This window comes from Bradyrhizobium sp. CSA207 (assembly GCF_029051685.1).
Lineage (GTDB): Bacteria > Pseudomonadota > Alphaproteobacteria > Rhizobiales > Xanthobacteraceae > Bradyrhizobium.
This window is the reverse complement of the sequence record NZ_JAACFT010000074.1, coordinates 1-13798: the sequence shown is the minus strand read 5'-3', so window position 1 is coordinate 13798 and position 13798 is coordinate 1. Positions and strand designations below refer to the sequence as shown.

At 65.3% G+C, this 13798-nt stretch carries 12 protein-coding genes; 5 read left to right on the top strand and 7 right to left on the bottom strand.

Annotation, left to right across the window (positions count from 1 at the left end; translation table 11 throughout):
* Nucleotides 1-272 precede the first annotated feature (272 nt).
* Nucleotides 273-1088 carry a 4-hydroxy-tetrahydrodipicolinate reductase gene (dapB, locus tag GWG65_RS39485; RefSeq protein ID WP_275200805.1) on the top strand — a complete coding sequence of 272 codons (816 nt, stop codon included), beginning with the start codon at nt 273-275 and terminating at the stop codon, nt 1086-1088.
* Between the two features lie 23 nt (nt 1089-1111).
* Nucleotides 1112-1735 (top strand): 2,3-bisphosphoglycerate-dependent phosphoglycerate mutase, encoded by a 624-nt coding sequence (locus GWG65_RS39480; RefSeq protein WP_275200804.1) that lies wholly within the window; start codon nt 1112-1114, stop codon nt 1733-1735.
* A gap of 50 nt (nt 1736-1785) precedes the next feature.
* Here GWG65_RS39480 and GWG65_RS39475 read toward each other — a convergent pair whose 3' ends face one another.
* On the bottom strand, nt 1786-2682 hold the full coding sequence (locus GWG65_RS39475; RefSeq protein WP_275200803.1) for a bifunctional helix-turn-helix domain-containing protein/methylated-DNA--[protein]-cysteine S-methyltransferase: 897 nt from the start codon (nt 2680-2682) through the stop codon (nt 1786-1788).
* 55 nt (nt 2683-2737) lie between these two features.
* Nucleotides 2738-3271 (bottom strand): DUF2244 domain-containing protein, encoded by a 534-nt coding sequence (locus GWG65_RS39470; protein ID WP_275200802.1) that lies wholly within the window; start codon nt 3269-3271, stop codon nt 2738-2740.
* A 22-nt stretch (nt 3272-3293) separates the two neighbouring features.
* On the opposite strand from GWG65_RS39470, the gene nth reads away from it, so the two are divergent.
* Nucleotides 3294-4046 carry an endonuclease III gene (gene nth / locus GWG65_RS39465; RefSeq protein ID WP_275200801.1) on the top strand — a complete coding sequence of 251 codons (753 nt, stop codon included), beginning with the start codon at nt 3294-3296 and terminating at the stop codon, nt 4044-4046.
* A 22-nt stretch (nt 4047-4068) separates the two neighbouring features.
* Here the strand turns inward: nth and GWG65_RS39460 are convergent, their stop codons facing one another.
* On the bottom strand, nt 4069-4809 hold the full coding sequence (locus GWG65_RS39460) for a sulfate transporter family protein (RefSeq protein ID WP_275200800.1): 741 nt from the start codon (nt 4807-4809) through the stop codon (nt 4069-4071).
* Nucleotides 4810-4976: 167 nt separating this feature from the next.
* On the bottom strand, nt 4977-7424 hold the full coding sequence (locus GWG65_RS39455) for a heavy metal translocating P-type ATPase (protein WP_275200799.1): 2448 nt from the start codon (nt 7422-7424) through the stop codon (nt 4977-4979).
* A gap of 50 nt (nt 7425-7474) precedes the next feature.
* Between GWG65_RS39455 and GWG65_RS39450 the strand changes: the two genes are divergently transcribed.
* Nucleotides 7475-7750 (top strand): metal-sensitive transcriptional regulator, encoded by a 276-nt coding sequence (locus GWG65_RS39450; RefSeq protein ID WP_275200798.1) that lies wholly within the window; start codon nt 7475-7477, stop codon nt 7748-7750.
* A 106-nt stretch (nt 7751-7856) separates the two neighbouring features.
* Here GWG65_RS39450 and GWG65_RS39445 read toward each other — a convergent pair whose 3' ends face one another.
* Nucleotides 7857-8831 carry a YiiX/YebB-like N1pC/P60 family cysteine hydrolase gene (locus GWG65_RS39445; RefSeq protein ID WP_275200797.1) on the bottom strand — a complete coding sequence of 325 codons (975 nt, stop codon included), beginning with the start codon at nt 8829-8831 and terminating at the stop codon, nt 7857-7859.
* A 192-nt stretch (nt 8832-9023) separates the two neighbouring features.
* Between GWG65_RS39445 and GWG65_RS39440 the strand changes: the two genes are divergently transcribed.
* Nucleotides 9024-10415 carry an FAD-dependent oxidoreductase gene (locus tag GWG65_RS39440; RefSeq protein ID WP_275200796.1) on the top strand — a complete coding sequence of 464 codons (1392 nt, stop codon included), beginning with the start codon at nt 9024-9026 and terminating at the stop codon, nt 10413-10415.
* 141 nt (nt 10416-10556) lie between these two features.
* Here the strand turns inward: GWG65_RS39440 and GWG65_RS39435 are convergent, their stop codons facing one another.
* Nucleotides 10557-11327, bottom strand: a complete 771-nt coding sequence (locus GWG65_RS39435) for a sulfite exporter TauE/SafE family protein (RefSeq protein ID WP_275200795.1) — start codon at nt 11325-11327, stop codon at nt 10557-10559.
* Complete coding sequence (gene pheT, locus GWG65_RS39430) at nt 11324-13732, bottom strand: phenylalanine--tRNA ligase subunit beta (protein WP_275200794.1); 2409 nt, start codon at nt 13730-13732, stop codon at nt 11324-11326. The genes GWG65_RS39435 and pheT overlap by 4 nt, the downstream gene beginning before the upstream one ends.
* Nucleotides 13733-13798 lie beyond the last annotated feature (66 nt).

Here is a 13798-nt window from a genome sequence, read left to right as displayed (position 1 = left end):
AACAGCATCTCTGTCAAATCGTGCTGTGCTTGGTTCTTCCGAGGATCGACCAACGACGAAAAGCATTCCGTGAAGCGCTCCAAAATAGTCCCCTCTCGAGTCAGGAGACACTGTCAGAATCAAATTTCCTCGCCTTGGCAATAGCTTGGACGCGCCGACATGCGATTCCCCTGCCCTCCAGGGGAGGGTAAAGGCGAGCACGCATCGCCTGATCCTCCCTCGGTTGCCGGAACTGCGTCCCGCCGCTACAAAGCACCTGAGAGGATCACATCATGTCCGACATGCGCTTGATTGTTGCTGGAGCCGGCGGCCGGATGGGCCGGGCACTGACACGGGCAATCGCCGAGAGCGAAGGCGCGGTGCTGGCCGGGGCGCTGGAGGCGCCGGGCTCCGAACTGCTCGGCAAGGATGCCGGCGTGCTCGCGGGTCTCCCGGCCAACGGGATCACGCTCTCGGCCGATCTCTGGGCGTTGTCGAAGGACGCCGACGGCATTCTGGACTTCACCGTGCCGGCCGCGACCATCGCCAATGTCGCGATCGCGGCCCAACGCGGTCTCGTCCACGTTATCGGCACGACCGGCCTGTCGAGCTCCGACGACGCGGTGATCAAGAGCGTCACCAACCGCGCGGTGGTGGTGCAGTCGGGCAATATGAGCCTGGGCGTCAACCTGCTCGCCGCCGTGGTCAAGCGCGTCGCCAAGGCGCTCGACCAAAGCTTCGATATCGAGATCGTCGAAACCCATCACCGCATGAAAATCGACGCCCCGTCGGGCACCGCGCTGATGCTAGGCCAGGCCGCCGCCACCGGCCGCGGCGTCGCGCTGGACGAGCATTGCGTGCGCGGCCGCGACGGCATCACCGGCGCGCGCCAGCCCGGCGATATCGGGTTTGCTTCCTTGCGCGGCGGCACCGCGGCCGGCGATCACAGCGTGAGCTTTCTCGGACCGTTCGAGCGCCTGACGCTGTCGCACCATGCCGAGGATCGCATGTTGTTCGCCCATGGTGCGCTGAAGGCGGCGCTGTGGGCGCATGGCAAGAAGCCCGGGCTCTACTCGATGGCCGATGTGCTCGGCCTTGCCGACATCTGAACGAAAGTAACGGAAAGGTCTCAATGAGAGAACGTCTTCTCGTGCTCGTGCGTCACGGCCAGAGCGAATGGAATCTGAAGAACCTGTTCACGGGCTGGAAGGATCCGGATCTCACCGAGCTCGGCGTGACCGAAGCCAGGGAAGCCGGCCGCAAGTTGAAGGCACAGGGCCTCGTGTTCGACGTCGCCTACACCTCGGTCTTGACGCGCGCGCAGCACACGCTCGATCTCATTCTCGGCGAGCTCGGCCAGGAAGGCCTGCCGACGTCGAAGGACCTCGCGCTGAACGAGCGCGACTATGGCGATCTCTCGGGTCTGAACAAGGACGACGCCCGCAAGAAATGGGGCGAGGACCAGGTGCTGATCTGGCGCCGCTCCTACGACGTGCCGCCGCCCGGCGGCGAAAGCCTCAAGGACACGCTGGCGCGTGCGCTGCCCTATTACGTGCAGGAGATTCTGCCCGCCGTGCTCAACGGCAAGAGGACGCTCGTCGCCGCCCACGGCAACTCCCTGCGCGCGCTGATCATGGTGCTGGAAAAGCTGTCGCCCGAAGGCATTCTGAAGCGCGAACTCGCCACCGGCGTGCCGATCATCTACCGGCTCAACGCGGATTCGACGGTGGCCTCGAAGCTGGATCTGGCGGGCTAACCGCGTATCCAACACTCCCTGTCGTCCCGGCCTTCGCCGGGACGACAATCTTACTGCATCCCCACCTTTCCCGCTTCCCAGCCCAGCATCGCCTGCTTGCGGGTGATGCCCCAGTGATAGCCGGTGAGCGCGCCGCTTTTGCCGAGTGCGCGGTGGCAGGGCACGACGAAGGAGACCGGGTTCTTGCCGACCGCAGCGCCAACGGCGCGCGAGGCCTTCGGGCTCTTGATGTTGCAGGCGATGTCCGAATAGGACACCGCGCGGCCCATCGGGATCTTCAGCAGCGTTTCCCACACCCGCACCTCGAAATCGGTGCCGATCATGACCACGCGCAGCGGCTGGTCCGGCCGCCACAGTTTGGTGTCGAAGATGCGCTGGGCGAGCGGCGCCGTGCCTTCGTGGTCCTCGACGTAAGTTGCATTCGGCCAGCGCCGCATCATGTCGGCGAGCGCGATCTTCTCCTCACCGTGATCGGCGAAGGCAAGGCCCGACAAGCCGCGATCGGTCGCGATCACGATTGCGGTGCCGAACGGCGAGTGATGGAAGCCGTAGCGCAGCGTCAGGCCGGCGCCGCCATTTTTCCACTCGCCCGGCGACATCGCCTCATGCGTGACGAAGAGATCGTGCAGCCGGCCGGGACCTGACAGGCCGGAGTCGAGCGCGGCGTCGAGAACGCTGGCGGAATCCCGCAGCAGGCCCTTGGCATGGTCGAGCGTCAGCGCCTGCATGAACGCTTTCGGCGTGATCGAGGCCCAGCGGCGGAACAGATGGTGCAGTTCGTCCGGCGTAACGCCGGCCGCATCCGCCATCGCTTCGATGGTCGGCTGCGCGCGCCAGTTTGCCGAGATGAAGGCGATCGCCCGTCGCACGGAATCATAGTCGCGCATCGCGGCGTCCTGGAAGCCCGGCTTGGCCAGGCGCTGGTCATGTATGGCGAGTGTCATCATGACCGGAAATGTAGGGGAGGGGGCGCCTCGAAACCACCCGTTTTCCGACCCGAGCTCAGGTGAGCGGATTGTAGATCGGGCCGCGTCGGGCGGCGTTCAGCGCCCCGACCAAGGCATTGTAAAAACTAGATTTTTCCTCTGGACCCAAAAATCCGGCAATCAGCAGCCGGTGGCCGCGCGAGATCAGATAGAGGTGTTCGATGCCGTATTCCTCGTCGACCTCCTGATCAAGGCGGACCCAGAGCGGGTTGAATGTCCACTCGGCGACCTGACCGCGGTGGCTGACGCGCCGGATGCGCAATTCGGACGGCGTGACCACGATCTCCTCGCGCGCGCGAGCGGTGCGGAAATTGACCTTGAAGGCCCACCAGATCACCAGCACGTCGAGGCCGAAGAAGCCGAACACCGGCCATGCTCCCATCATCAGGAACGCGATGCCGGTGGCGAAGCTGATCACGCTCAAAAACAGCATCACGGCAAGGAAACCGGTGCGATTCAGCGAGCGGTGCGGCGTCAGGCGCGCGGAGAAGATCTGCACCTCGCTTTCGCTTTCAGATCGCTCGCGCTCAATTTCGTTGCCTGTGCTCATGGTCCGTCAGTATATCCCGATCATGGCAAAAATCACCCGCAAGGCGGTCCCGCGCAAATCAGCCGTGCCGAAGAAAAAGGCAAAGCCGGCCGCAGCAAAGCCGAGAGCGGCCGCGAAGAAATCGCTCAAGGCTACAAAGCTTTGGACCCCGTCCGAGATCCACGAAGCCTTCAGCCGTTTCCGCAAAGCCAATCCGGAGCCAAAGGGAGAGCTCGAGCATCTCAATCCCTTTACGCTGCTCGTTGCTGTCGTGCTGTCGGCGCAGGCGACCGACGCCGGCGTCAACAAGGCGACGCGCGTATTGTTTGAGGTCGCCGACACGCCGCAAAAAATGCTCGATCTCGGTGAGGAGCGGCTTCGCGATTACATTAGGACCATCGGCCTCTACCGCACCAAGGCGAAGAACGTCATCGCCCTGTCGGCCAAGCTGCTCAGCGAGTTCGGCGGCGAGGTGCCGCGCACGCGTGCCGAGATCGAGTCGTTACCCGGTGCGGGGCGCAAGACCGCTAACGTCGTGCTCAACATGGCTTTTGGCGAGCACACCATGGCGGTCGACACGCACGTCTTTCGCGTCGGCAACCGCACCGGACTTGCGCCCGGCAAGACGCCGCTCGAGGTCGAGCTCGGTCTCGAAAAGGTGATCCCTCCGGAGTTCATGCTGCATGCCCATCATTGGCTGATCCTGCACGGCCGCTATACTTGCCTCGCACGCAAGCCGCGCTGTGAAGTATGCCTGATCAACGATCTCTGCCGGTGGCCGGAGAAGACGGTCTGAGTTGATCCCGCGCCGGCTGCCATCACCGCATCTGCCGCGCCGGCTCGATCAGTTCGGGCCGCGGTCCGGACAGGCGCTTGTGCATATGGACCATGAAGGCCATGCCGAAGATCGGCGTCGCCAGATTGACGATCGGGATCGAGACGAAGGCTGCGATGATCAGGCCAGCGGTGAAGATGGTCGCCGCATTATCACGCCGCATCGCCTTGGCTTCCTCCGGCGAGCGGAAGCGCATGGCGGCGAGCTCGAAATATTCGCGGCCCAGCAGCCAGGCGGTCGCGAGGAAGAAGATCAGGAACCCCGCGCCGGCCAGGAATACGAAGGGCAGCGCGATCAGGTAGACCAGGATGGTCAGCAATGCCGTCTTGACGCCCTCGGTGATAGCTTGGCTGAAAGGCAGCGCAACGCCGGGACGCTCGGCCGGATAATGCTCGCGCTCGACATGGTCGGCGACAGCGTCGACGAACAGGCTCGCCACCAGCGAGGTGATCGCCGGCATCAGGAACACGGCGCCGAACACGACACCCAGGCCCGCCGCGATCGAGACGATCCAGGCCAGAACCTCGAGCGATGTGTGCCAGCCGGGACCAAGCAGCCCCTCGAGCCAGGTCTCGCCATAAGTGGCGAACCAGGTGAGCAGCCGCTGCAACCCGATCGCCAGCACGATGATCAGCACCAGGGCAACGCCGATCGATCGCCACAGGATCGAGCGCATCGGCGGCGAGATCATTTGCGACAGCGCCTTGACGGCGGCATCCAGCATGGCAGCACCTCTCACGAAACCACCCGCGAGAGTTAGACACGCCGGGTCGTTTCGGCAAGGGATGCCGGCCTGGTGGCTGCGGCGCAAGGAGCCGTGTCCCGGAGCGGCGCCGGGACATGTCCGCCCGCGCGGTGCGCTCTTGCCGTTTTACATGGAGTCCACCGCGCTCACAGCCGCGTCGCGCGCAGCCGCAGCGCGTTTCCGACCACGCTGACCGATGACAGCGCCATCGCGGCCGCCGCGATGATCGGCGACAGCAGCACGCCGAACGTCGGATAGAGGATGCCGGCGGCGATCGGAATGCCGGCCGCATTGTAGATGAAGGCAAAGAACAGGTTTTGCCGGATGTTGCTCATGGTCGCCTGCGACAGTTTTCGCGCACGCACAATGCCGGTGAGGTCACCCTTGAGCAGGGTGACGCCGGCGCTTTCCATGGCGACGTCCGTGCCGGTGCCCATCGCGATGCCGACCTCGGCCGCGGCCAGCGCCGGAGCGTCGTTGACGCCGTCGCCGGCCATCGCGACGCTGCGGCCGGCCTTTTGCAGCTTTGTCACCACCGCGCTCTTCTGGTCCGGCAGCACCTCGGCCTCGACGTCGGCAATGCCGAGCCGGCGTGCGACGGCTTGCGCCGTGGTGCGGTTGTCGCCGGTCAGCATGATCACCTTGATGCCTTCGGCGGCGAGCGCCTTCAGCGCCTCCGGCGTCGAAGCCTTGACCGGATCGGCGATCGCGAACAGGCCGGCAATCGCGCCGTCGACGGCCATGTTGATCACGGTCGCGCCATCGCCGCGCAGGCGCTCGGCCTCGGCGTCGAGCGCCCTGGTGTCGATGCCGATCGAGCTCAGATATTTTGCATTGCCGAGCACGATGGTCCTGCCGTCGACCTTGCCGGTGGCGCCCTTGCCGGTCGGCGAATCGAACTGCTCGACCTGGCCGATTGCAAGCTGCTTCTCCTTCGCCGCGCGCACGACGGCGTCGGCCAAGGGATGCTCGCTGGCGCGCTCGACGCTGGCTGCGAGGCGAAGGATGTCGTCCTCCGTAAAGCCGGCTGCCGGAACGATCGCGACCACCTTGGGCTTGCCCTCGGTCAGCGTGCCCGTCTTGTCGACCACCAGCGTGTCGATCTTCTCCATCCGCTCCAGCGCCTCGGCGTTCTTGATCAGCACGCCCGCCTGCGCGCCGCGGCCGACGCCGACCATGATCGACATCGGGGTGGCGAGCCCGAGCGCGCAGGGGCAGGCGATGATCAGCACGCTGACGGCGGCGACGAGGCCGAAGGCCAACCGCGGCTCAGGTCCGAACCAGGCCCACGCCGCAAATGCAGCGACGGCAACGATGATGACGGCCGGCACGAACCAGCCGGCGACCTGGTCGGCGAGCCGCTGGATCGGCGCGCGCGAACGCTGTGCGTCGGCGACCATCTGCACGATCTGCGACAGCAGCGTCTCACGTCCGACCTTGTCGGCGCGCATGATGAAGCTGCCCGACTGGTTGAGCGTGCCGGCGATGACTTTTGCGTCGGCCTCCTTGGTGACCGGCATGGATTCGCCGGTGACGAGGGATTCGTCGAGCGAGGAGCGGCCCTCCAGAATGACGCCGTCGACCGGCACTTTTTCGCCAGGGCGCACGCGCAGGCGGTCGCCGGCATGAAGTGCGTCGATCTCGACCTCGTGCTCGCCGCCGTCGGCATCGATGCGGCGCGCAGTCTTCGGGGCGAGCTGCAACAGCGCCTTGATCGCGCCGGACGTCGCATCGCGGGCGCGCAGCTCCAGCACCTGGCCGAGCAGCACCAGCACGGTGATGACTGCGGCGGCCTCGAAATAGACAGCGACGGCGCCTTCATGGCCGCGGAAGGTCGCGGGGAACGTCTGCGGCGCGAGCGTGCCGATGACGCTGTAAACATAGGCGACGCCCGTGCCCATCGCGATCAGCGTGAACATATTCAGATTGCGTGTTAGCAGCGATTGCCAGCCGCGCACGAAGAACGGCCAGCCGGCCCACAGCACGACGGGTGTAGCAAAGACGAGCTGGATCCAGTTCGACAGCGTCGCGTCGATCCAATTGTGCGGGCCGGCGAGATGGCCGCCCATCTCCAGCACCACCGGCGGCAGCGCCAGTGCGCCGCCGATCCAGAACCGCCGCGTCATGTCGGTGAGCTCCGGATTGGGGCCGGTCTCCAGGCTCGCGACTTCGGGCTCCAGCGCCATGCCGCAGATCGGGCAGCTTCCCGGCCCGATTTGGCGGATCTGCGGATGCATCGGGCAGGTGTAGATCGTGCCCGCCGGCATCTCCGGCTCGGGCGCATTCTCCTTGGCGAGGTATTTTGCCGGGTCGGCCGCGAACTTGGTTCGGCAGCCGGCCGAGCAGAAATGAAAAGTCTCGCCGTGATGGTCGAACCGGTGCTTGGAGGTGGCGGGATCGACCGTCATGCCGCACACGGGATCGTGGACTTTCGTCGCCGCGTCGCCATGGTCATGCGCGTGGCCGGCATGATCGCCGTGCCCGCCGCAGCATGAGGAGGTTGCAGACTCGGCCGGCGCCACCGCCTTGGCGGAACAGCCGCATCCGGAATCGGTGTCCGGCTTGTGATGGTGCCCGTGTTCGCTGTCGTTCATTGCCACGCTCCGGCCTTGCAACATATACCCTATGGGGGTATATAGACGGCATGCGCAAGGACATCAAGGCATCTGTCGGAAAACGTCTCGGCCGGATCGAGGGCCAGGTGCGTGGCCTCTCGAAAATGGTCGAGGAGGATCGCTACTGCATCGACATCGTCACGCAGATCTCGGCGGTGCGCGCCGCGTTGCGCCGGGTCGAAGAGGAGATTTTAAAGGACCACGTCGCCCATTGCGTCGAGCACGCGATCGCCAGCGGCGACAAGGCCGACCAGCGCGAGAAGATCGCGGAGTTGATGTCGGTGATCGGACGAGCGGAGCGGTAGATCACCCCCCGTCATTGCGAGCGAAGCGAAGCGAAGCAATACAGAATCGTTCCGCGGAGGCATCTGGATTGCTTCGCTATGCTCGCAATGACCGGGCTGGAGATCGTTACGCCGCCATCTCGCGTGCACGTGCCCGGCGCCCCGGGCGGTACCTTGCGATCTTCTTCAGCAGCAGGAAATGCTCCGAGACGGTGACGCGCTCCACCATCTGCGCAGGCGCGATCACTTCTTCAGCCGGAACCGGCGTCTCTTCGTCAATCGCCTCAGGAACGAGCGGCGGCGCACAGAACGTTTCTGGAAACACACTGAAGGTGCCGGCTACCTCCTCGAGCGGCTTCTGCTTGTCGGCCCAGTGCAGGGCGGTGTAGTCGAAGCCGTGCACGATGGTGGGTTTGACGACTTCGAAATAGGGCGAGATGTCGAAGTCGCGGGGCATGTAGAGCGAGGAATCGCGGATGTGCAGGATCTCGCGGCGGGCGGCGCGGCTGCCGGCCTTGGTGATCTTCGGCAGGATCGGATAGCGCACCGCGTCGAAGGCCTGCGCGATCAGCGCCGAACAGATGATCTTGGTGGGATCGCCCGAGCCGATCGCGATCATGCGGCGGCGCCAGCGCTGCGGTATCGGCAACGGAAACAGGAAGCGCATCAGGTCGACGATGTTCTTGGTGTCGTAGCCGAAGCCGATACGGTTGATCGCATAGCGGCAGACCGTGGTGCGGTCCTCATGGGACAATCCGACCGGGCGGCAGAGGCGGGTGTGATAGGGAAAATATTTCGACAGCGGCGCTGAGGTAACGCCCTCGCCGATGTTGGCTTCGATCAGCACGTGCGGCTCGCCGTCGGGCTCTTCGGCGCCTTCGACCGGCCCGACATAGAGTGCGGCATGCGACCAGGTCGATTGCGTCAGGTATTTGATGATGCCGGAAATGCGGTTGTTGCCTTCGACCAGCAGCACGTCGCCGGGCTCGATGACGCCGCGCAGATGCTCCGGATCGCTCGGCGTGAACGGCTCATAGCCCGGCACCTCCTTCGAGAGGTACGCGGCAATCAGCTTGCCGACTGAGTCTAGGACCGTCCCCATGTCGAACTCCCCCCGCGGCCTTTTCCGGCCACCTTTTTCCCTGTTCTAGCATGGTCGAAACGTCTTGCAATTCGGTTCATGGCTCTGTGAGGTCAAGCACGATTGATTCACCATGATAGTTGCCGCGCAACATCGGATGCGGCAAGGTTCGCTAGCTGTTCCCGTTTGCCGCAAGTCTCCGGAAACTATGACATGACAATCACGCGCCGCAGCTTCCTATCGGCGTCCGCAGCCTTTGCCGCAGCGCCGATCCTGCACGCATCGGCCGCTACGCTGCCGCGCGAGGCTGACATTGTCGTGATCGGCGCCGGCGCGGCCGGAATCGCTGCGGCGCGGCGCATCATGGCCGCCAATCGCAAGGTCGTGGTGGTGGAGGCAGCGTCGCAGATCGGCGGGCGCTGCATCACCGACAGCACGACCTTCGACGTGCCGTTCGATCGCGGCGCGCGCTGGATGCACAATCCCGAGACCAATCCGATGATCCGGCTGGCGCGCAGCGCCGGGCTCGACGTCCTGCCCGCGCCGTCGGGCCAGAAGATGCGCATCGGCCGCCGTAATGCACGCGCCGGCGAGACCGAGGAATTTCTCGCGGCGCTGGTGCGCGCCAACCGCGCCATCGACGACGCCGCGCGCGGCAAGCTGGATACCGCGTGCGCGTCGGTGCTGCCGAAGGATCTCGGCGACTGGGCTGGCGCGGCGGAGTTCGTGCTGGGCGCGAGTTTTGCCGGCAAGGATCTGAAGGAGCTTTCGGCCATCGACAAGGCGCGCGCGCAAGACCGCAATGCCGCGATCGCCTGCCGCCAGGGTCTGGGCACGCTGATCAGCAGGCTTGGCGAGCAGGCGCCGGTCGCGCTGTCGACGCCGGCAAGCCGCATCGCCTGGAGCAATCGCGACGTCAGCGTCGAAACACCGTCCGGCAAGATCGCCGCGCGCGCCGCCATCATCACGGTCTCGACCAATGTGCTGACATCAGGCGCGATCAAGTTCGTGCCCGATATCCCCAAGCGCACGCTCGATGCCGCGTCAAAACTCGGGCTCGGCAGCTACGATCACATCGTGCTGCAATTGCCGGGCAATCCGCTCGGCCTGTCGCGCGACGACATCCTCATCGAGCAGAGCAATTCGACGCGCACCGCGCTGCTATTCGCCAACATTGGCGGGTCTTCGCTGTGCTCGATCGATATCGGCGGCTCGTTCGGCCGCGATCTCTCGCAGCAGGGCGAAAAAGCGATGATCGCCTTCGCCAGGGAATGGATCACCAAACTGTTCGGCAGCGAGGCGGCCGCCGCGGTGCAGAAGGTCAGCGCAACGCGCTGGAACGCCTCGCCCTTCGTGATGGGCGCGATGTCGGCCGCTTCGCCCGGCGGGCAGCTGTCGCGAAAGATCCTGACTGAACCGATCGGCCCCATGTTCCTTGCAGGCGAAGCCGCGCACGAGACGCTGTGGGGCACAGTCGACGGCGCCTGGGAAAGCGGTGAGCGCGCCGCAGATGCGGCGCTCCGCAAGATCGGCGCACTCAAGGACGAGCCGGCCGACGTGCCGACGCAATCGACCAAGCGGCGAAAGACGACGCGGCCGCAATAAAACTAACTCGTCGTCCCGGCGAAGGCCGGGACCCATAACCACAGGGAATGGTTTGGCGAAGACTCGTAGTTGCCAGATCGCACCACAAATACCGACCGGGGTTATGGGTACCGGCCTTCGCCGGGACGACGAGTGGATCGGTCAGCGCAAAATTCCATCCAGCACCGGCAGCCCGGCGACAACCGCCAGCGCAATCAGCACATAGCAGATGCCGCGAAACACGGTTTCGCTGGCGCGGCCGAATAGCGATGTGCCGAACGCGACGCCGACGGCGTAGACCGGGCCGACGATGAGTGACAGCACGAGGGACTCGCGTGAGATCAGGCCGGTGGTCGCATAGCTGACCATCGAGAAGAAGTCCGACGCGCCGAAGAACAACAGGATATTGGCGCGTGCGACGATCGGGGCGATCGGCCGGCCGAGCCAATAGCCGACGATCGGCGGCCCGCCGGTCTGCGCCAACCCGCTGCAGAAGCCTGAGAGGCTGCCGATGCCGACCGACAGCCAGGCGTGATCCTTGCCGCGATAGCGCCAGCCCGACAGCAGCAACAGAAGCAATGCTGCGACGAAGCAGGAGATGATCCAGCGGGTGGTGACCGGTTCGAGCACGCTGAGGAAATACGTGCCGACCGGCACGCCGACCAGCGCGCCCAGCACGATCACCGCGGTCGCCTTGCGGTCGGCCTTCTGCCACGCGTCCGGCAGGAGCGGCGCCGCCGCGACGAAGTCGATGACGAGGAGGAGCGCTGCGACGAGCCGCGGTGCTGCGACGCTGCTCGCAAGCGGCATAAAGATCAGTGCCGAGCCGAATCCGGAGAAGCCGCGCGCGGTGCCCGAAACGAAAGCGATGGCGCAGAGCGCCATCGCGATGGTGAGGCTGACGTCCTTGGGCAGAAAGTCGGCGAGACTCATGCTCTCAATGTGCCGCCGGTCTTCTTCGTCACCTCGGCCACGATCTTTGCGGCTACGGCCTCAATTTCCTGATCGGTCAGCGTCTTCTCGCGCGGCTGGATCGTCACCGCGACGGCGATCGACTTCTTGCCGTCATCGATGCCCTTGCCCTCATAGACGTCGAACACGTTGACGGCGCTGATCAGCTTTTTGTCGACGCCCTGCGCTGCGCGCACGATCTCACCGGCCTTGACGGTACGATCGACGATGAAGGCAAAATCGCGCGACACCGGCTGGAACGCCGACAGCTCGATCACGGGTTTTGCACGGGTCGGCTTCTTCTTGGCCTCGGGAATGCGGTCGAGGATCACCTCGAACACCAGCAGCGGGCCATCGGCGCCGAGCGATTCGAGCGCGCGGGGGTGCATCTCGCCGAAAGTGCCGAGCACGTTCTGCGGGCCGATCTGGATCGTGCCGGAGCGTCCGGGATGAAGCCACGCAGGTCCCCCGGCCACGATCTGAAGCGCCTGCATCGGCGCACCGGCAGCAGCCAGCACAGCAAGCGCGTCGGCCTTGGCGTCGAACACGCTGGCTTGCGCCGAGCCCGACCAGTGCCGGCCGAGACCTTCCGACGAGGCAAAGCCGCGGCGGATGCCGCTCGCCGCCATGAGCTGATCCTGCGGACGGTCGCCTTTGAAAACCTGCCCGACCTCGAACAGCGCGACATCGCCAAAGCCGCGATCGGCGTTGGCCTGCGCCGCCGCGATCAGGCCGGCCAGCAGCGTCGGACGCATGTCGGAAAGATCGGACGCAATCGGGTTGGCCACTTCGAGTTCGCGCTGGCCGCCGCCAAACAGTTTTGCCGCAGCCTTCGTGATGAACGACCAGGTCACCGCCTCGGTCATGCCGCGGCTTGCGAGCGCCCGCCGGGCGCGGCGGGTGCGGAGCTGGATCGGCGTCAGCACGGGTTTGCGCGCATCCTCGCCGCGCTCGAACGGCGTCTCCGGCACCTTGTCGATGCCGTAGATGCGGACGACTTCCTCGACGATGTCGGCCTTGCCGTGCACGTCGGAGCGCCAGGACGGCACCGCAACCTTCACCACCGGCCCCGGACCCGCCATCATGAAGCCGAGATGGGTCAGGATGCGCTTCATCTCCGGCTGCGGCACCTCGATGCCGGACAGCCGCTTCACCTCGGTGACCGGGAAGTCGATCACGCGATCGTCGCCGAAGGCTTTGCCGACCACGACGTTCTCCGAGGGCGCGCCGCCGCACAGCTCCATCACCAGTTTTGTCGCAAGCTCCAGCCCCGGCACCATGAAGGCCGGGTCGACGCCGCGCTCGAAACGATAGCGCGCGTCCGAATTGATGCCGAGCTTGCGGCCGGTCTGGGCGATGTTGATCTCGTTCCACAGCGCCGATTCGATCAGCACGTCAGTGGTATTCTCGTCGCAGCCCGAAGCCTCGCCGCCCATGATGCCAGCGAGCGATTCGACGCCGTGCTCATCGGCGATCACACAAACGGCGGGATCAAGATTGTAGGTACGGCCGTCGAGCGCGAGCAGCGTCTCGCCGTCGCGGGCACGCCGCACCACGAGATTGCCCTTGACCTTCTTGGCGTCGAACACATGCAGCGGCCGCGCGCGGTCATAGGTCATGAAGTTGGTGATATCGACCAGCGCGTTGATCGGACGCAGTCCGATCGCAGTCAGCTGCTTCTGCAGCCATTCCGGCGACGGGCCGTTCTTCACCCCGCGCACCAGCCGCAGCGCGAAGCCCGGACACAGCGCGGCATCCTCGACGGTGACCTTCACCGGGCAGGGGAATTCGCCCTTGATCGGCTTGATGGTCGGGTCCTTGAACTTGCCCATGTCGGCCGCGGCGAGGTCGCGCGCGATGCCGTGCACGCCGGTGCAGTCCTGCCGGTTCGGCGTCAGATTGATCTCGATCATGGGATCGCCGAGGCCGGCCCATTCGGCGTAAGCAGCGCCAACCGGCGCATCGGCCGGCAATTCCATGATGCCGTCATGGTCGTTCGAGATCTGCAGTTCAGCGGCCGAGCACAGCATGCCGCGGCTCTCGACGCCGCGGATGGTGCCGACGCCGAGCGTGATGTCCTTGCCCGGAATGTAAGTGCCGGGGGGCGAGAACACGCTGACGAGCCCTGCGCGCGCATTCGGCGCGCCGCAGACGACCTGCACTGGTGCCGCACCATTGCCGGTGTCGACCATGCAGACGCGCAACCGATCCGCGTTCGGATGCTGCTCGGCCGAGATCACCTTGGCAATCGTGAAAGGCTTCAACGCCTTCGCCTTGTCCTCGATGTTCTCGACCTCGAGCCCGATCATGGTGAGCTTATCGGCCAGCTTTTCCAGCGGCTCGTCGGTGTGGAGATGATCCTTCAGCCAGGAGAGGGTGAATTTCATGGCTGCTTTTTCTCCACGGAGACGGTCTGCTCCCTCTCCCGCTTGCGGGGGAGGGTTGGGGTGGGG